This window comes from Nitrospira sp. T9 (assembly GCF_052156535.1).
Lineage (GTDB): Bacteria > Nitrospirota > Nitrospiria > Nitrospirales > UBA8639 > Nitrospira_E.
In genome coordinates, this window is sequence record NZ_JBQKUP010000021.1 from 19,320 (window position 1) to 39,495 (window position 20,176).

General features: G+C 51.0%; 14 protein-coding genes. All 14 read right to left on the reverse strand.

Annotated elements, in window-relative coordinates; all coding sequences use genetic code 11:
- Positions 1 to 57: 57 nt before the first annotated feature.
- The gene (locus ACTRXD_RS01945; protein ID WP_442430181.1) at positions 58 to 1,356 is read right to left on the reverse strand and encodes an HlyD family type I secretion periplasmic adaptor subunit; all 1,299 of its coding nucleotides are present in this window, start codon (positions 1,354 to 1,356) and stop codon (positions 58 to 60) included.
- A gap of 5 nt (positions 1,357 to 1,361) precedes the next feature.
- On the reverse strand, positions 1,362 to 3,098 hold the full coding sequence (locus tag ACTRXD_RS01950) for a type I secretion system permease/ATPase (protein ID WP_442430182.1): 1,737 nt from the start codon (positions 3,096 to 3,098) through the stop codon (positions 1,362 to 1,364).
- Positions 3,099 to 3,107: 9 nt separating this feature from the next.
- The gene (locus ACTRXD_RS01955; RefSeq protein WP_442430183.1) at positions 3,108 to 11,642 is read right to left on the reverse strand and encodes a calcium-binding protein; all 8,535 of its coding nucleotides are present in this window, start codon (positions 11,640 to 11,642) and stop codon (positions 3,108 to 3,110) included.
- 2 nt (positions 11,643 to 11,644) lie between these two features.
- Positions 11,645 to 12,331, reverse strand: coding sequence for a hypothetical protein (locus ACTRXD_RS01960; RefSeq protein WP_442430184.1), 687 nt, complete (start codon positions 12,329 to 12,331; stop codon positions 11,645 to 11,647).
- A gap of 79 nt (positions 12,332 to 12,410) precedes the next feature.
- The gene (locus ACTRXD_RS01965; protein WP_442430185.1) at positions 12,411 to 12,779 is read right to left on the reverse strand and encodes a toxin-activating lysine-acyltransferase; all 369 of its coding nucleotides are present in this window, start codon (positions 12,777 to 12,779) and stop codon (positions 12,411 to 12,413) included.
- A gap of 746 nt (positions 12,780 to 13,525) precedes the next feature.
- On the reverse strand, positions 13,526 to 14,119 hold the full coding sequence (locus ACTRXD_RS01970) for a toxin-activating lysine-acyltransferase (RefSeq protein WP_442430186.1): 594 nt from the start codon (positions 14,117 to 14,119) through the stop codon (positions 13,526 to 13,528).
- 112 nt (positions 14,120 to 14,231) lie between these two features.
- The gene (locus tag ACTRXD_RS01975; protein WP_442430187.1) at positions 14,232 to 14,915 is read right to left on the reverse strand and encodes a response regulator transcription factor; all 684 of its coding nucleotides are present in this window, start codon (positions 14,913 to 14,915) and stop codon (positions 14,232 to 14,234) included.
- A 683-nt stretch (positions 14,916 to 15,598) separates the two neighbouring features.
- Positions 15,599 to 15,961, reverse strand: a complete 363-nt coding sequence (locus ACTRXD_RS01980) for a DUF5615 family PIN-like protein (RefSeq protein ID WP_442430188.1) — start codon at positions 15,959 to 15,961, stop codon at positions 15,599 to 15,601.
- A complete protein-coding gene (locus tag ACTRXD_RS01985; RefSeq protein WP_442430189.1) occupies positions 15,958 to 16,197 on the reverse strand; it encodes a DUF433 domain-containing protein in 240 nt (79 codons plus the stop codon). The genes ACTRXD_RS01980 and ACTRXD_RS01985 overlap by 4 nt, the downstream gene beginning before the upstream one ends.
- A gap of 439 nt (positions 16,198 to 16,636) precedes the next feature.
- Positions 16,637 to 16,804, reverse strand: a complete 168-nt coding sequence (locus ACTRXD_RS01990; RefSeq protein ID WP_442430190.1) for a hypothetical protein — start codon at positions 16,802 to 16,804, stop codon at positions 16,637 to 16,639.
- Positions 16,805 to 16,806: 2 nt separating this feature from the next.
- Positions 16,807 to 17,490 (reverse strand): hypothetical protein, encoded by a 684-nt coding sequence (locus ACTRXD_RS01995; protein ID WP_442430191.1) that lies wholly within the window; start codon positions 17,488 to 17,490, stop codon positions 16,807 to 16,809.
- Positions 17,491 to 18,059: 569 nt separating this feature from the next.
- Positions 18,060 to 18,965 carry a hypothetical protein gene (locus ACTRXD_RS02000; protein ID WP_442430192.1) on the reverse strand — a complete coding sequence of 302 codons (906 nt, stop codon included), beginning with the start codon at positions 18,963 to 18,965 and terminating at the stop codon, positions 18,060 to 18,062.
- Positions 18,966 to 19,140: 175 nt separating this feature from the next.
- The gene (locus ACTRXD_RS02005; protein ID WP_442430193.1) at positions 19,141 to 19,530 is read right to left on the reverse strand and encodes a hypothetical protein; all 390 of its coding nucleotides are present in this window, start codon (positions 19,528 to 19,530) and stop codon (positions 19,141 to 19,143) included.
- Positions 19,531 to 19,712: 182 nt separating this feature from the next.
- A complete protein-coding gene (locus ACTRXD_RS02010; RefSeq protein ID WP_442430194.1) occupies positions 19,713 to 20,012 on the reverse strand; it encodes a hypothetical protein in 300 nt (99 codons plus the stop codon).
- Positions 20,013 to 20,176: the final 164 nt, after the last annotated feature.

Sequence of the window (20,176 nt, forward strand, 5' to 3'; positions counted from 1 at the left end):
GAGGCTCTCCCCGAGCAGGGCAAGGCGACACTCACCAAATCTAATAATCCTACTCATTCATTCTTTAAACGCATGGGCAATATGATCCGTCATTGGTTTGACGAGATATGAAAGTATGGTCCGTTCTCCGGTCTGAATAAACGCCTCTATCGGCATCCCGGGCACAAGCTTCTTATCTTCCAGTTTGGTAAGTTCCCTCTCACCGATTAGCAACTGAGCCAGATAGTAATTGGTCCCCGTAACTTCATCGCGAGTCAAATCGGCAGAAATCGTCGTGACGTGTGCCGTCAATTCGGGTGTGGTCCGCTGATTAAACGCCGGCAAACGAATAATGGCGGCCTGCCCCGCCTGAACTTGATCCACATCTGTGGGTTGAAGCTGCGCTTCCACGATGAGCACATCTTCTCGAGGTACAATGAGCATGAGAGTTTCACCTGCACCAACCACACCTCCCACTGTATGCACATTCAACTGGTGAATATACCCTGTCCGTGGCGCTCGGATTTCCACACGCCGCAATTTGTCCAAAGCCGCAATTTGTTCTTCATGAAGTTGGGCAATTCTCGCGCGCACCACTTGCAAATTTTCCAGGACAGCGGAACGAAACTCGTCCTCTATCTGAATAATGTGTAGGCGACGTTCACTAATCGTTTCATGGGCTTGGGCGATTTGGGACACCAAGCCACCACGATCACCAACCAGTTCCGCTCGATCGCGTTTGAGTATCGTAACTTCGGTCGCCAGGACCAACCCTTTAAGGAGAAGAGGCTCCAATGCTTCCAACCGCTCATTGATAAGCTGAATACTTTCTGTTTTGGCCGACCGTTGAACAGCCAATCCTCGAATATGATCTTCAAGTTGAGCAATTTGTTCATTAAGTTGGGCTTTTCGCCCCTGAAGGGCCGACCCCCGCGCCTCGCGTAAGGCTCGTTGATCCGAGAGGCTACCGGCAATGGCAGGCTCCTGCTTACCCCTGTCCATCAACTCAGATGAATAGTGCATCTGAGCATGACCATCCCGTTCTGCAATCAATCGCACCTCTTGGGCCTCCAGTTCACCCAGTTCACTCATAATCATGGAAAGATTAGCCTGAACCACGGTATCATCCAACTTAACAACCAAATCGCCAGCTTTGACTAAATCACCCGCCTGAACTCGAATTTCTTTGATAATACCTCCTTCTTGATGCTGAACCCGCTTGGCCTTGGTTTCCACCACTATTATGCCAGGTGCAATAACCGCCCCGCTGATTTCCTCAACCGCCGCCCAACCGCCAACACCTCCAACCAAAATCAGGATCAGCAGCAATCCAACGGCTATATGCCGGTTAAGACTAGTGACAATTCGCCGGTCCATGTCAGTCACAATGCCCCCGCATGCAAGGCGACAGAATCATTAGAGGGGCTCAGGACCTTGGACAACACATCGGCCTTCTTCCCAAAGGCCACCTGCTTTCCCTCTCGCAGATACAAAAGCTGATCAACCGGCTCAATAGCGCTTGGACGATGCGCGACGACAATTACGATGCTTCCCCGAACGCGCATGCTGCGAATGGCTTCTCGAAGTGCGACATCACCTTCCGCATCCAAATTGGAATTGGGCTCATCGAGGACAATGAGAAATGGGCTTCCATACAAGGCACGAGCTAATGCAATCCGTTGGCGTAATCCTGCCGAAAGCCGGTTGCCACCTTCCCCAATTATGGTGTCATACCCTTTGGGCAAAGCCGTCAGGATATCGTGGAGATTAGCCGCTCTCGCTGCAATCAGAATATCTTCGGATGCAGGACTCGGATCAAACCGTGAAATATTTTCTGCCACTGTGCCATCAAATAACTCGACATCCTGAGGCAAATAACCTATAGCCTTCCCCAACATACCTCGATCCCACTGATTCAATTCAGCCCCGTCTAACCGCACCGCTCCTTTGATGGGAGGCCAGACACCAACCAACGTGCGAATAAGGCTGGTTTTCCCAGATCCCGATGGTCCAATAATACCTAGCCCATCCCCTGCCTCCAGGTGAAAATTTACCCCCTGCACCAGCAGGATCCTTTCAGCGGGAGCCGCAATTGCTACTTGTTGCACATCCAACGACCGCCTAGGGGCGGGTAACTGCATGATAAGTGGATGATGCAGTGGAATCCGAAGAGCATCTGACAAGGCCTTCCCTCCTTGGCGAGCGGCTACAAACCCTCTCCAATGAGCCACCGCTTGTTCCACCGGGGCCAGGGCTCTGGAAGTAATGATAGAAGCGGCAATCATCACTCCAGGGGAGATTTCTTGTTGGATGGCCAGCCAAGCTCCTAGACCAAGTACCCCAGACTGCAAAAGAAATCGAAAGGACTTAATAGTGGTGGAAAAATACGTGGCCCGGTCAATAGCCTGCTCCTGTACCTTCAGATAATCCGAATTCTGTAAATTCCATCGACGGGTAAACGCTTCTATCATCCCCATGGCGGTTAGTACCTCGGCATTACGGCGTGTCGCATTCACAATAGCATTTCGGCGGGCTACAAAAATGGACACCTCCCGCGCTGGCTGCCGGGAAAGGACTTCATTCAGGCCAATGAGCAGCGAAATGACCAAAGCTCCTGCCAGGGCCAACCAGCCCAGATACACATGAAAGATAAAAATCAGACCCAAATAGACCGGCATCCACGGAATATCAAAAATCGCAGCAGGCCCCGGTCCGGATAAGAACTGCCGAACCGCATCTAAATCCCTTACGGAATCCCGATCTCGAAAGTGATCACCCAACCGCAGAGAGAGAGCAATATTGGCTTCTAAGCTTTGTGAAGATAGACGCGAATCCACCCACGCTGCGACCCGGGCAAGACTCCGAGCCCGGATTCCTTCAAGCAGACCAAAAAAAAGATACAAGCCTGCCACCAAACCCGACAGCACCAAGAGAGTGGGCACACTTCGGCTAGTCAGCACACGATCATAAATTTGAAGCATGAAGAGCGGACCAGTCAACATCAGCATATTAATGACCAAGCTGATGAGACCTACCGACAGAAAAGTCGTCGTACGGAGAGTCAGGGCCTCGGCCACCGGAGATGCTGGCCCAGGCCCTTTCGAAAGGGAGGAATTCATCGTGTGCAATTAGACAAACCGAAAATCATCCTGATGAAGATCGGTCGTCACAACATTTGCAAGGGTGATCGAATTATTGGCATCGATGGTGATCACGGCATCCGTCCCATTTTGTGAGAGCGCGGTCAAAATCTCATCAAAGGAATCAAAGGTATCAATTTCAATCCGATCCTCTAAGCCGGCTCCACCGCTGAAATCCGTGATGGTGTCATGGCCCACTGCCAATCCCCGAAAGACAAACGTGTCATTGCCGGCTCCACCGGTCAACACATCAGCCCCTCCCAATCCGGTCAGCAAATCCGAATTGGCGGTGCCGGTCAAGGTCTCTCCATTGGCAGTTCCGGTAATCACCCGGGTCCGAAGACCTACCTCCGTCCAGACCGTGCCGTCGTCAAATACAATTTGTTCAATGGTGTCAAACAAACTGTTGATTTCATTCACGAGGGTAATCTGGTCAGAGGTTCCTTCAAAATTGAGCACAAGAGTTCCAGCTATGCCATTCCCTCCTAAACTGACTTCATCGGGCGTATACCCATGCAACTGGAGCACATCAGTATCCGCTAACCCATTGTCGTCGATCGTGTCCTGCCCGTCCCCTCGCGTGAACACATACGTGTCGGACCCATCCAGGCCATAGAGCAGATCGTTGCCCAGGCCGCCCACCACTACATCGTCCGTCGTAAAGCCGCTGATCGAATCATTGCCCGCCGTCGTCGCTTCCGTCATCAACCGGGTCCGTAAATCCGTTTCCGTCCAGATCGTCCCATCGTCAAATTGAATCTGTTCAATCGTATCCTGCAGACTATTCACTTCATTAACTAACGTAATTTTGTCCGCCGTCCCCACGAAGGTCAGGACCACCGTCGCCGTGGCGCCCGACCGGCCCAATAGCACCTCCCCCGGCGTATACCCATGCAACCGAAGCACATCAGTATCCGCTAACCCATTGTCGTCGATCGTATCCTGCCCGTCCCCCCGCGTGAACACGTACATATCCGAGCCATCCAGGCCATAGAGCAGATCGTTGCCTTCGCGCCCGATAAGAACATCGTTGCTCGAAGTCCCATTCAGAGTATTACTGGCCGAGGTGCCAGTGATCGCTCCCACAAACACCGTGATGTTGGTTTGCATCGCCTGACGATTCCATTCTTCCCCGTCCGCAAATACGAGGCGTTCCAGACCTTTCTCAGATGAAGTAAACTGTCCCGTCAGGCGTATGACCTGTTGGGTGGCGTTGTCGGTTATCAGAACATCCTCGGCTGTCCGGGCAAACGATACTTGGGTACGGAGCAAATCGCTTAAGTACAATGTGTCTATCACTCCGCCCTGCACTCCCGTATCCAAAAATTGATCTTGGCCATGACCGCTGACATAATAATATGTATCACCGCCTTCTTTCCCATCCACGATATCGTCCCCGGCACTTGAGAGAAAGACATCCGCCTCGGCTGTTCCGACGAGATTATCCGACCCACTGGTGCCCGGATATACGGAGTTTTGTTGGATCTGGGTTCGATCCCAAACTTCTCCATTTGTAAATTCGAGTTGTTCAATCCCGGTTCCTTGTGAAGAAAAATGATTCACGACGTTGAGAATATCGGAACCTGCTACCAACACAATCCTGAGATCATTTCCTTCACGTTCCAACCGAACGTCAACAGGATGTAGGTCTACCAACTCTATACGATCCTGGTCCCCTGACAGGCCTACTTCCTGGATGGTGTCGCTCCCATATCCGACGCCAAAACGGTAGGTATCACTTCCTCCAAGACCCTGGAGCACATCATTCCCAACCTGGGCATCGAAGATGTCAGCATCGGCCGTTCCTACTAACGTGTCATCCCCATTGGTTCCCGTTATAATTGGGCTCTGTCCGGAACCCGTTTCCGCTATTTGTTCCATCGTTTGGGCTGTCACCACCTGGCCATCGGAAAAGACAAACCGTTCAATAAGACGGTAGGAAGAATAAAACTGATCTTTAACCGTGATAGACTCCCCCGTATCCTGGATTTCGAGACGGAGATCATTCCCCACGCGGGTGACCAGCAAATCATCAAGGATCAGTGTTCCTCCGAATTGAATGGTGTCAGGATCAGTCGAAAATATATTGGTGTTATCATCCAACACCACATCATTCCCCGAGCCTCGATCAAACAGATAGGTATCTCCACCGACTCCTCCCTCCAGACGGTCATTCCCAGCACCGCCATCCAGGATATCCGCAGTGAAAAACCCATAGATGGTGTCATCACCATTCGTGCGTTCTCCCTCCAACACTTTGGCCCGTAATTGATTGGCGGTCCACACCGTCGCGTCAGCGAAACGAACCTCTTCAATTTGGTATGGCGGTTGCCCCAGGGTAAAGTAGGTATTTTGTTGCTCAAGGGTGAGGGTGTCGCCCGTGTCATTAATGATCAATCGTACATCGCTCACGCCAGCCCCCCGCTCGACACGAACATGGGAAGGCGCGAGATCCGCTGCGAACTCCACCACATCAAGGTTGCCTCCAATGTCGTACACCACATCGTGACCGTAGCCCCGCCCAAACACATAGGTATCGCTGCCCAACTGCCCTTCCAGGCGGTCATTTCCGGTCCCACCGTCCAGCCGATCATCCCATTTAAATCCTAAGACCACATCATCTCCGCTGGTCTGAGCCTCATCAATCAACCGCAGCATAATGTCTTCATTCGTGAGCAGGATATCCGGTCCTTCAAAATAAAATTCTTCGATACGGTTGAAATTCAGATTGATAACGGGATGTTCATCGAACATCTTTGCAAGAGTCAGGACGGAGGCATCCGCTAAGTGCACCTCCAGATCAACACCCGAACGCACCAGAGTTATATCATCGGGGGTAAGTGCTCCGATAAATTCGATCCGATCATTGTCCCCGCTCAGAATATTGTCGTGCGCGTCCTCAACCGTATCCTGTGCGTAACCAAGGCCAAAACGATACGTATCGCTTTCATTTCCTCCGGAGAGGAAATCGTTACCTGCGCCTCCATCCAGTACATCTTCCCGATCAAACCCATATATGATGTCATCACCCTCCGTACTTGCTTGTTCCAACACCTTGAGAATCACATCGTCGGCGGTCAGCGTGACCAGTTGCCCGTCCACCTGAAACTCGAAGCGTTCGATGCGCTCCATCCATTGAGTGCCAAAGGGCCCGGTATAGGTTGCCGTAAATTGCTGTTCAATCGTGAGGGTGTCGGTCGGGGAGACACCAATGACCAAATCATCGCTATTTCCGGTTCGGCCAAACGTCACCTCATTCAATTGGACACCTGACCCAAACCTCACCGTGTCGGTCTGACCGGAATTGATTCGCGTCATATTTTCGTGAATCGTGTCATGCCCATAGCCCACGTTGAACACGTAGGTATCATTTTCATTCCCGCCGGAAAGAAAATCATTTCCCGCGCCACCATCCAACACATCTTCATAGGAAAATCCATAGATCGTATCGTCCCCGGTCGTCGCTTGCTGGGCCACCACCTGTTCCAATATTTCATACCACTGAAGGAACGTACCATCGGCAAATACCACATGTTCAATGCGGTTAAACCACTGCGTGCCGAAGGGACCGGTATAGGTGGCTTCGGCGAATTCCTGCATGGTGATCGTCTCACCCGTGTCATCAATCGTCACCACAATGTCCGTGGAATCGCCCACGCGGGAAAACGACACATCATCCCGGGTGACCCCTTGGCCGAATACCAAAAAGTCCGGATCATCCACCAACACATAGGTCAACTCATCAATGACGAGATCGTGACCATACCCTCGATTAAAGAAATACACATCGCCGCCGTCCCCACCCGATAAGACATCGTTGCCGCCACCCCCATCGAGAACATCCGCTTCCCAGGTCCCCGTTATCGTTTGATCGGCGGCTAATGGTCGCGAGACCGCTTCAGCAATATCAAAGGACCGCCACACCGTCCCGTCCGCAAACACAATCTCGTTAATGCCGCGGTCAGGATTCACATTGCCGCCAAACAGATGCGGTTTCTCCCCGATAAACTGCTCCAGAATCCGAAGTTCATTTGTCGTATTATTCACGGTGATCACGAGGTCGATGCCGTCGCGGGTAAACGTCAAATCCTCGGGATTGTAATGAGCAAATCGAAGGACATCTTCGGAATTTTCCGTGAGAGGAGCTTCATAGTCATCAATCACGTCATGCCCGAAATTCCGGCCGACCACATAGATGTCGTGTCCGGCCTCCCCTTTGAGCACCTGATCTCCGGTTTCTAAGTAGAAAATATTGGTTCCCGAATTTCCGACCACTTCTCCATTACCTACAAAAATCAGCTCTTCAGGAACGCCCAGCAAAACAGCAGCGGTTTTCACATCGACCGCCAACCCGACATTTTCGTAGGCCGCGACGATATTGGTGAAGAGAAAGGACTGGGTGTTTTGCAAATGGGTGCCGCCGAACCGTTGAAAATTTTCAAACACCACGTCGAAAATTTCATTCCATGCCGAAAGCCAATCCTGGTCTCCCTGCGCGGAGCCGGGCGCCCCGGCGAACACCGCCTCGAACATGGGCACCAGATCCCGGTTGGTCGTGGCTTGAAGGGCATCGGCTTCCACGTCATATTCCACCGATGCAAAATAGGGTTGAAGAGGTCCCTGGGCCGCCAACCGCACGGCCAAGGCATCCAGACGCGATACCATGAGATCCAAAATACCTTCAAACGCGGAAATGGCTGCCTGGTTGCCGGGTTCGACCTGATCTATAGGAATCTCTTCCCCCATAAACCGTTCCAAGAATGCGATCTGCGTGCCTTGAATGATTTCCCATCCGCCCTCCTCGCCGGGAAGGAATGCCAGAATATCGCCAAGGGTCGGTTCGGGAATGGCCACACCATTCTCATCGCGAACGACCTTTCCGCTAGCCAAATACCAGTCCCCGGACAGGCTCTGAACAGCAAAATCCACGATGTCGGTACCCTCAACGGTCCGATTCACAAAGGCATGTACGTCCGGCTTGGCCGGTGACACCGGAGCATTCACATCCATTTGCACATCCGCCCATGCTTCCAAGACCGGCATGGCCCGTTCACGGAGTGTGGCAAGATCCACGATGTTGAGCGTAGGCAATGTCGTTTCCAAGGTGGACTGCAGGGCCCCGGTGGAATCCAGGGTCATGGCCACGTGCAGATCGGCGAGGGTTCCATGTCCTTTCAAATTGGGAAGATGCGTGACGGAAGGATCGACGGTCGTCTCACCTAACCAGACCGAGTCATAATTGTTCAGACGAAACTTCACATCGGCCATTTGCCCTGTGGTTCCATCAACCCGTGAAAAGCTGCCCGTTTCAGCCACCAGGTTGGTGGTATTCTCCACACCGCTCGGTGTAGCGGCCAGAGAGAGCGAAGCAATGCCCAGGTCGCTGAGGGTGGAGAGTTCGCCCGCATCCACTTCCGCATCCTGATCCAGATCCTGCCAGACGCGCAGACTGGAAAAGATCGCGTCATTGGCATCGATCACCCCATCGGCATTGGCATCGTGAGCGGCCAGTTCGGCAAATCCGGAGGTGGTCGGAGAGCCGAACAATTCTCCAATATCATCAATCTGCCCATTGCCGTTCAGGTCATAGACCAGGAGCCCATCGTCGGGGCGCACCCAACCGGTTTGCTCGGCAAAGCCATCGCCATCCAAATCAAACACCGGGGAAAGATTCGTCCGTGCCGTCAGCTCCAGTCCATCCCCGTCCAAATCCAGCACCAACGGGTCCACCCCGGCAAAATAGGAGGTCCCTAACAACGCCTTGAACATATATCCGAACACCAGCTCGTAAAATTCATAGAGCCCTTTGCCGGTATCGTTATTGATCAGAAGAATGGCTTCCGCCTCATATTCGAAGACCATGATACCGGCGGAGCGCTCACTCTGAGCCACAAAGGGACTCACCTCGGCATTGGCCACATAGGTCGCTCCCCAACTAAACAAGTTGCCTATTACGTTTTCGATAACCAGTTCGCCGTCGCCATTCATCCCGTAGCGAAAGAAAGAGGCGCCATACGCCCAGGGATTTTCCGAGGCCGTTGAGCGAAAGCCGCCATGTAAATCAAATGCGCCAAAAGCCGAGATTCGATCCTCCCCTGTGGCATCTTCGATCCGCGTGTTGTGAGAGAAATAAAAGGTGTCCGCATTGTCCCCACCCGTCATCCGCGTTCCTGGCGTTAGGGAAAAAAGTGTGTCTTCGCCCGCTCCCCCAAACAGTTGGTTGTCCTGCCCACCAAACGACAGAATGATGTCATCCTCCGAACCACCATCTAATATGGCGTTGGACGCCCCGATGGCTACGACCCAATCCTTGCCGCTTCCACCATCAACTTTCTCACCCTTGGACCCAATGACGAGCCGATCATCGCCCCCATTACCCCAAATTTCTTTCACAGTTTCCGACACCGCCGTGTAGGCACTCTGGGAAAAGCCGGTCCCCTTCCCGATGATTCCCCCACTGTCAGTGTCTTTGAGAATCTCGAAATCTTTAAAGGTCAGATCGCCCACGCTAATATCCCCATTGGTAGCTTTGGTGGCCTGCAGCGTCCCGGCGAAGGCCGAAAAATCTAGGGTGTCGTTTCCATCTTTTCCATCCATCTCCAACTTGCCAGTGGAGAGCGCATAACTGGAAGCCTGCAGGACGCTATTGCCCCCATTAACGAGCACCGTGTCGCCAACTGCGGTGCCCACAATCTTTTCGATAGAATACAAATAATCGATATTTCCATACCCGTCATTCTCCACCCACACCGGATGCTTGCCCTCAATCGCCGCCCCCGACCCTAAGTCCAACCGCACGGTGATCCCACCCGGGGTCGGTGCCCCTCTGTTTCCTTCAGAATAATCCGCGGTGTCAGTGCCGTCAGCCGGGAAAATGGTCATATTTTCGCCACCATGCAACACATCGTTGCCGCTGCCGCCAAAGAGGGTGTCGTCACCTTCCCCTCCCAGCAAAATATCTTTCCCCTCCCGTCCATAAAGACGATCGTTGCCATCACGCCCCAACAGCATATTATTGTCTTTGTTGCCTTTGACCTGATCATCAGTGCCCAACCCGACGAATAAACTGGTGGTGATTGGATTGGAGGTTTCGGAATTGGCTTCGGGCTCACTTAATTCCACATTCAACGCATCGGTACCCAAAGCAAAATCAATGCGGTTAATTACACTAGAGTCGTCGACCGTATTGCTCCCATATAAGTGCTGCATGCCGGCCAGTAGCACCGGTGCTGCCGGATCATAGGTAAAGAAGGGATCGAGCATGGACTGAATTCCTTTGACCTTGACCACGGTATTATTGTTTTCCCCACCCTGGTCGTTCAAGGTCCACAAGCCTTCGGTCAAATCGGCCTTGAGTAATCGCCCCTCGCCTTCTACCGTGAGAAAACCCTGCTCAGGTTGTTTGACACTTTGTGCATTGTAAGTCACCTTTCCTAAGGCCATTTGCCCTGCAAACTGCACGATGGCCTCCGCTAAATGAGGAACAGTGTTGGCGAAACCAAGGGGTTGCTTGTCTTCCGTCACCAATTTTCCGAGCGCGTCAGCATCGTTATACAGAGCTCGAATACCTGTGTTGCCAAAGACCAGGGTGCCCTCATCAAGCGCCGAATAGGCAATCGCTGTGAGTTGTTTGTATTCCTCATCATAGTGTCCATTCGTTCCCTTTGGATCATAGCCTGCTTGATCAGCCACATTCCGGTTAAACAAGGCATTGGTAAGTTCGTCTCCAATACTAGCCCAATCGACATGCTCTTCATTTTCAGCAAATATCAACATGGTTAATAATGCCTGAGAATGTAGGTTGTCGGGATATTCAAATCCTGCGTGACTATCCAGGTATGTGACAGGTGTATTTTGCAATCCCCGAAAGGCCGCTAAAAACTCTCCGGTCACGGCATACCCTTCCTGGGAATTACTGGCAATCAATGGCGTCCAAGGGCTTAACCCGTTATACAAATCATCGAGAAGCGGCTGCCACACCGCATCGCCAGAATTGGCATGCGTGTAAGCGCTATTTGCTGCCAACTCAAACGGCATATTGTCGAACAACATCACATTCTCGTGATACAACGCCCCAACAAAGCCGGCAAGGCCACCGCCTAATGAATGCCCCGTTAAGGTGGCTGACCCAGCAAGAGGATCACCAGTTTGAGTTCCAGTGACTGCCTGATAAAATTCTGCAGCCAGACGAGCTTGTTCCGTCATGGGGTCACCAAGACCCGTGCCATAGCCATTCCACAGATCATTCCCACCTGCGGAATCATCAATCCAACCTGGAATAAACAGGTTGTCAGTCCCCCGATAGGAAATAATCGTCTCGCCATCCCACTCATACGCCACCGCATAAAAGCCGGCTGCTTGGGCAGTATCTTTTGTTGCTGTTGTGGTTTCAGAATCAGTACTTATTGTGGCTGTACCAATTTTGGATCCCAGGCCACCCAAACCAGTCATGCCTGGATTATATCCGCGGTTATAGGCATCCATTGCTAAAATTGCATACATGAGTTCAGAAGAAGGGCTCATTTCTATTCTCCAGTTTTAAATGCCTTGTTCGTTAAGTAATTAACCGGATCCGGGTAATTTTTGTTGAAAAACTCCAAACCAGAAAGAGTTGACTGTTTTTTAAGAATTCCCATAAAACCAAATTGCTCGATCTTCCCTTCCGTCACCGGCTCGTCGGTGATTTCCAACGTGATGCGCTTGAGTGAGACACCTGACCCAAATGTTTCCGCTAAATTGTCCGGATCGACGACCTTTACCGTCGTAGGATCGATGATATCTGTGAAGGTTACCAGAAGGGGATAGAGAGACCGCGGAATTTCTTTTTTAAATCGTGATTTTTCTACGATCGCAAAACGTTCATCGCCGCGCCGTGGCAATTGATCTTTAAAGATATTGATGGCATTGGTTTGCGGACCACTATCGGGAGGACCGCCATCGAGCAGAGCAAACAAAAATTTTCCTTCTGGAAGTTCAACAAAAGCCGCTTCCCCTCTCGCCCCAAACTGGGATGAAAATCCTAGGCCCTTCGTCAACGGATCGCTGTCACTCACGGTTACTTTCACCACACTCGACCCCGTATGAAGCTGGCCATCGACGTCAACTTCCAGCGTCATCTTTTGATGCCAGGTGTAGGGAAACCAAAAGTGCTGACAATAAGCCACCGACGCCCCCACTAACACCAAAACACCGATAAGCATAATATTTTTCATGTCTCGTTACTCCCTCCTGGAATTTTATATATTGGATGCCCTGCGTCCGTGCCGGGTCCAATCCGTTTTTCTCGCCCAATTACACGTTTGTGGCTTTAACCATGTGAGATGTGCCTTCGCTTTCCTTCTCTATGTCCTGGAACCCTTCTCCCATTTGGCCAAAGGCAAACTGTTTATAGGTTTTGTCTTTAAACACCGTCGTCTCCAATTGGTTCACCAAGGCCTGAACCACCTCCTTGGGCGCCAGTACAGAGAGCAGCCAAGGAATTCCCCCGCTCTTCCATTCGTGAGGCGCAAGATGAAACGGGATGTTCGCTTGTTGTTGCGCCTCCAGCGTTTTATCTACTTTCTCCGAGACATGTGCCCAGAGTGCTAAGCCCATGGGTACCAAAAGACCATTCTGGTCTTTGAGCTTCCCGCGCACGACCGTCACTTGGTTGGTGGCCAAGGCCCGGGATCACCAGCCATTCGAGATCACCCAGGCTCAGATGCTTGAACACGGGCGAGAAGCTGAGCAAGGCCACGATCTCCCCAAATACCCGAGCCCGTTGGACTGCCTCATCTGCAGCAGGGATTTGCGTCAAGTCAGAACCTTCCTGCCTCGTTCCCTCGTTATGACCTGTGATTTCTTCATGACTGGTTATTCCACCGTTGGATTGCACCGGCATCTGTGCCGTCAAGGTTTCTTGTGCGGTCTGTTCCATTATTAAAATCTTCTCTCATCAGCGATGTGAAAAAAGACATAAAGCATGTTCATCCGATCTGTCATATCTCGCTGTATGATGGGATTTTCCATTGCGCTTGCATTCTTTCTTAAATTTCTCTTTTAGCGAAGCCGAGGAAACGTAGCATAGTTTCCTAAAAAATAAACCTGTCCTATGGTACAGGGAAGAACTACTTAGGCAAAGATTCAACATAGTTTTACGGCACGGCAGGCTTGTGAAGGATAATGGTTTATCAACAATTCAACGATTGCCTTGGTGTCCGATAGCTGTATAGAGGGCGTGTGATGGGGCCGACTTGTGCAGCCGACTTTAGAGAACGACGCGCTGTGTGAGATCTTTGATCTGGCTCAGGACAGGCTCCAGTGGTTTGCGCCTAAAGGGAAGGCTGCCGGGGCGGCCCCCGGCACACACATCCTCTTCCCTATAGAAATAATGGTGTGGTCATTCGCTCAAATGCTTTTTTCACTTCTCAGGAAGGAGTCGGTGAGGTTTGAACCGAATGGGCCCGATCAGACATCAATGCATACCGCTTGTACTGTTTACCTTTAAAGACGGAGTCTTCCAATTTCTTGACTAGAGCTTGTGAGACTTCCTTGGACGAAAGCACCGCCAATAACCAGGGGATCTCTCCGCTCTTCCAGTCCTGCGGCGCCAGGCGAAAGGGCATATGTGCTTTCTGTTGTCCGTCCAGTTTTTTGTCCACATCCTCCGAGACATGCGCCCAAAGCGCTAATCCGATGGGAATCATGAGCTCCTTTTGATCTTTCACTTTCCCCCGCACCACCGTGACTTGGTTGGTTGCCAGGGCCGGGATCACCAGCCATTCGAGATCACCCAGGCTCAGATGCTTGAACACGGGCGAGAAGCTCAGCAAGGCCACAATTTCTCCAAATGTCGCCGTGGCGACACGGGCCCGTTGACTAGGATCCAGGGCAGAAGGATTTGATGTAGATCCGTTATTAGTGAGCTGACCTGTTCCATGATGTTGATTGAGTGCTCCTTCACTACCGGCAAACTGGCTCTCAGCCCTGAAGGGGGCTTCACTTGGTGTGTGAGTCATCATTGTCTCCTTTTTTTCACGTCTTAGTGGTTAATATTTTGCTCGCCATTCGCTGAATGTTGGGATCTCTATGAAAATAGTTAGGTAAAGAACCGCCGCATTTCCCAGGACTTCCCTAATGTATAACAGTCTGGGGAAGTTCCAAGATGTTGCCGGGACGAGTGAGGGTCAATGGGCTCGCCTCCTTTAACGCTTCCCGAGTTGATATGTGGAGTTTTGCAAATATGTTGGAGATGTGAAACTTCACCGTCCGTGGTGCGATGCCAAGATGCTGCGCAATTTCTTTATTGGTTTTGCCTAATTTCACTTCTTCCACAATTCGCCATTCGCGTTCGGTCAAAGGCGCTCTTACGTGCCAATTTTGACTCTTCCCGTTGCTAACGGTTTGTAGGCCTTCCGGCGACATGCTTGCACGGTAAAGCGGTCGATCGATCACTACCCCAATGACCAAATCTAGAATAGGAAAGAATCGAATGACCGTCTGAAAAGTTCCGGAATCAGTCACCCATCTTATCTCCGTCTGAACGGGCTCCCGAAAGGCCAGAGCCTGCTTGATTTTACTGAGTACCGCCTTGGCTTCCATTTTCCCTAAGACTTCAGAAATTTTCTTTCCCTTGAGTTTCTTGCCACCCAGGAAATGTCCATATATGGGATTGAGGAACAAACAATCTCGATAAACGCCTTTCTTATCCCACACGAAAATTTTATGAGCAGACGGGTCCAGAAACTGATGCCATTCCGGTTTCCCTCCCGTGAATGGCATGTTTGGCTCATGCATTTTAGTCTGCACCTCTGCCATGAAAGGCCTCCTCAAGTGAACAGTTCACACCGGCCTTACTCTCTCTTTTCTCTGACCGCTGAACATGCACCGCCGACTATTACCCTCTATTCGTGGAATACCTTCAAGCTGGGTGCAAATATTTTTCAAGTATGCATATGTTGGTGATGAAGGTGCCCCATTGAGGCTTCCTACGATATACAACCGGTTTGAATATTCTGGGCATTCCCCAAAGGGATGGGATTGAAATTTGGTAGGGTCTATTTGGATAGAGAAACTCATCTTTCTGACGAATGGATAACATTCATCAAGGCACGGTGCGACTATCTTTCATTGTAAATATTTCCATTGTCGCGCCCTTCTTTTTATCGCATTGTCCGGGTCCACCTTCTGATTTTGGGCGTCGGTGGGCTCTGGGGATTCCCGAGTTGTGTCCAGCCATATTGGAGTGCATCAGGATTATCCGCAGGGCCAATCTTCCATTCCGACTTTTCGATTGAGTTTTCGGGAGGCCAGGTCCGCGGCGAACGGATAGAACCCGAGGGTTCAATTTTTTCAAGAACCCATTACTCAAGCCGAAGATGCTTCCCACGCCCGCACCGGGCGATTGGCATCCGAATCTTTCCGGCCGCATGAGCGGAACACGCCCCCGATTATTTTTTGGCTCCTTCGGGCGAGATCCCATGCTTGCGGATCCAGACAGTTTATATGAGACGAGAGCACTTCTGAGGCAAAATTGGTTTAGCCTCAGCTGGACTCACAAATGACGTGTTGCCCAAGCCGGAGTTGATGTTCGTGACGAACAAGTGCAGGAGGGTAGCATTTTCAATGTTGCCGGTAGAGACCAATAAGAGCTTTGGTGGGCGGTGTTGCAGGTGAAAGGTAGTGACGAAATCGGCATCCTTTGTAATTAAGATGCGATTCTCCCGGGCGGCAAGATCGGCCAATTCCTCATCCCGCGTACAGTTGGCACCGGGAAGGTCCAGGGTATGGAGGGTGTCGTCTCCTGCAACCGTCAATACCTGGGCGAGATGTTGGGGAAGTTGCGCATCGACTAGGAATTTCACCCATCCACCGGCTCAATTCGTTGAACCCGCGCCAGGCGTGCCCCAAACGCACAAGCGGCCTGTAGGTCAGCCTCTTCTAAGTCCGGGTAGTCGGTCAAGATTTGCTTGGCTGACATACCGCTGCTCATGAGTTCAAGCAACCAATCCACTGGATACCGGAGCCCACGGATACAGGGTTTTCCGTGACAAATCTGAGGATCCATCGTGATGCGGGTTAATAATTGCTCAATTGGCATAAGTGCAGAATACCTCCCTTTGCAAACGTTGACCAGAATAATGGGCCATTGGAAATGCCCGCTTATACCAGGCAGATTTGACCACCGTAGCCTGGCCTGAGTCACGGCTGAACCGCGTATCCAACACCTGACATGGGTTGAATGTTTCAAAGCCTTATCCCTCTGCCCTTCCCCTTTCGACGCCTGCCGCCCGGCCCCAGGGATGGACGCTCTGATCTTCCCGCGGGCCTTGTTTGAACCATGCGAGTTGGTCCGCTCTTCCACAGTTCGCGTCCGTCCCATCCGATGAGGCCGGACGGGGCGTCACTGGTTTTGGGTCCTTTTGCCGAAACAAAAGGACCTCGGCCGCCGGGACGAACCTCGGCACAATCTTCTGTTCCCCGATACGAAATAATCGTCTCTCCATCCCACTCATACGCTACCGCATAAAAACCGGCGGCTATGGTTGCGCCGTCAGGGATGCATTATCAAGATTGAAAGAAATCGTTGTTGTTGCGATTTGTGCTGAACCATCGGAGACTGCAGACAAACCCGAGATTCCTGGGTTATATATTCGGTTGTAATCCATGGCGAGAATGGCGTACATGAGTTCGGAAGGTATGGCCATAGTTATCTCCTTATGAAATCTCCGTGGTGAACAGTAGCAGCAAAAATTGGATTAAAAATATCTTTTGAATGCCCTAACGTTGGTTCCGGATGAGGTCCTAACCACCCCAACACCTGTTCAATCTTCCCCTCCGTCATCGGCTCATCCGTAATCTCCAGCGTGATGCGTTTGAGTGAGACCCCTGGCCCGAACGTCGCCGCCAGGTTAGTTGAATCGACTTGTTGGACGGTTTTTGGATCGGTAATATCGCTAAACGTCACCAGGAGGGGATACCGATCATGAGGAATAGTCAACGTTTGTCCCTCTGCAGTTTTGGCTAATGAAAATTCTTGTGGGCCACGTGCCCACCCTTTCCAGTCGGTTATGACCTGGGTAGCCAAGTCGGCCGCATACGATGAATTTCCTGCAAAGCTTATTAATCCAAAGAGGACCCCGTGTCCTGGAACCTCCAAATAGGGAGCTTCGCCGCGTATTCCTCCGATCCACTCTGGACCATTGGCTGCGCCGATCGGATCGTTTTTACGCCAACTCACCTCTACGACGCTAGATCCCGTATACCGTTGCCCATCAGCCTCTACCTCCAGCGTCATCTTTTGATGCCACGTGTGGGGAAACCAAAAATGCTGGCAATAGGCCACCGACACCCCCGCCAACACCAAAGCACCGATAAGCAGAATTTTTTTCATGTCTCGCTACTCCATCCTGGGACACTTATGTGTTGGATGCTCTGCCTGCCTGCAGGATATCCAAAACATTTCTTTCCCCTCAGGAATCCTTCCTCACGTGGAGCAGAGCCTTCCTGCATTCTCTTTGCTTGGCTGGAGAGACTCCGCACCAACCCAGATTCTCGACCACACCTGACAGATACGGCCACGGTAGCCTCCCCGGTGGCGAGGCCGAGCCGTGCAGCCAAAGACTGGCATTGTTTGAATGTCCCTCCTTCTTGACTTTTTGACGCCTGCCGTCCGGCCCCAGGGATGCGGGCCTTGTCTGAGCTGCGAGTTGGCCCGCTCTTCGGTAGTTCGCGTCCGTCCCATCCGATTCGGCCGGACGGGGCGTCCCTGGTTTTGGGTCCTTTTGCCGAACCGAATGACCTCGGCCGCCGGGACGAACCCCGGCTCAACCCTCTGTTCCCCGACACGAAATAATGGTCTCATCTATTCCAGTTTCTGGGATCGTCCACTCATCCGACATCGCATATTCCAAAAATTCCTTGCGACTAGTACATCATCCCAACTCATATTTTGATCTCCATTTAGCGGTTAATGGTTTCTGTCCCTTGTCGCACCCAGGGGCCTGCCCTCACTTCTGACTGCGTTCCGAACATAAACAACCGAATGTTGCCTTCGTGATATTCACCAATAATGTATAGCACTTTATTCACAAAATAATCGGGGGGAACATCAGCTTTCGTGAGATTTCCCGCATCTGTCCTAACAACGTAGGTACTTTTTGGAAGATCCCCTTTTACTACCTCTAGAACTTTTACAGTCACCTCTTCCCCGGAAGAATCAGGGGTAAGGCGAATCCCCGAATATCCAAGAATTTCAACTTTGGCGAGAAATACCGCATGCGTCCCTGGTTCATATTTTTCAAGAAAATGTCCTATCCTTTCAAAAAAAGGAAGAAGCTCCGGAAGATGAGATTCGTCAAAGAAATACCACTTCGAGATTCCTATTGTTCGAACTAACCTCTGATAGGATTTCGATATCTCATAGGCACGATCGGTATGGCACTTTGGGATTTCGTTTCCCACATGATAAACAGACGGGACAGGCGTAGCTGCAAGAGTAGCCTGACGAAGGTCCTTTGTGATTGGTATGTTCGGAGGCCGGCGATTGTGGTGAATTAAATTGTCAAGAATGGCCTCTTGACCTTGAAAAATTGGGTCGAAGAGATCTGTTTCTAGAAACTTGTTATTGCTACGATCATGTTGACAAGGAATCGGAAGAATAGGTGCATTAAAAAATGTCTGATTCAACCTAATTGGATCCGTAAGTGCCTCAACATTCGGTACAAACAGCATGATGAAAAAGGCGCAAACTAAACCGAACAGTCTTTTTCTCGAAAACCTCAAACTTTTTCGCACATCATGTTTTTGGGGCATCATTCTTCCTCGGAACTGGCGTACTTGCAGGGCGGCCTCAACTGCACCAGGCATTTTAGATCCTATCGATGCTAATGAAGCGAGACTTGAGAATAGAGATTCAGTAAGACTAAACGGCTGACTACCATTGTTGGTTGGCCAAGGATCACCCAGGATTCCAAAACTTCAACGCAGCCTGAATGGTTGCCTAGGTCATAAAAGATGTTCTCTTCTTAAAAAATATGTTTGACTATTTATTCTTAAAATATCCGCAATCAGTCAACTCCTGAACCGATGTCGAAAGCAACTGGATGTCCCCGTTTATAAACGTTCCCATAATGTAATAAAACTTATTCACAGGAATGTCTGGTAATCCTTCATCAATGGTGCTGATCCAACGCTTCACGAAAAACTCTTCTTTGGGAATCTCTCCATCGAAAACCTGAATGATTTTTATGATCAGTTCTTCCACAGTTCTTTCAGCAGTCGTTGAATATGTAAGAATTTGGACTCTGCCCATAAAAAATGAATGGGCATCAGCACCTTGCTCTTTACCCAGACGTTGAGCATCTTCGTAAATTCTTAAGGGTATTGGTTTTTCAAAAAAATGAATCCGTCCCGCACCCGACCAGCGTGCCATTGCTTCCCCCTCAAGAGGCAAAAGAGTCAATAATATAAAAATACAGCTTATTAGTTGCACAATGTACTCATTCGGGTTTACAAAACTATTAAAAATTTCTCGGTCTCAAGTATGCCTCCCGACCTTTGGCATGGCCGAGCCGTGAAGCCGACGTCAGGCATTATTGGAATCTCCCACATTTCTCATTCCTCTCCCCTTCCCCTTCCGACGCCTGCTGGCCGGACCCAGGGATGGACGCTCTCATGCACCGGCGAGCATTGTTTGAGCCCTTCGATAAAACTCAGGACAGGCTCCGCGAGTTGGCCCGCTCTTCCATAGTTCGCGTCCGTCCCCTCCGATGAGGCCGGACGGCGCGTCCCTTTGCATAGTGCGTCTCGATGAGCGCGACCGCTGCTTGGCTTCTTTTGCCAAAACAAAAGGACTTCGGCCGCCGGGACGAACCCCGGCTCAATAGGATCTTTGAAACGTTTGTACCTATACATCGGCGAAAAACTTCCCAAGACTAAGATCTCGCAATAATCGCTCCGTTCGCGTGGGCTCCCTCACCTTCGTCGGTTTCTATAGAAAGCCTGTCTCTTCCGGAATCTCACCAGACTCGTGTCATTGTTCATTGGCGGTGCCCATCCTGAGGGACATTCGCATTTCG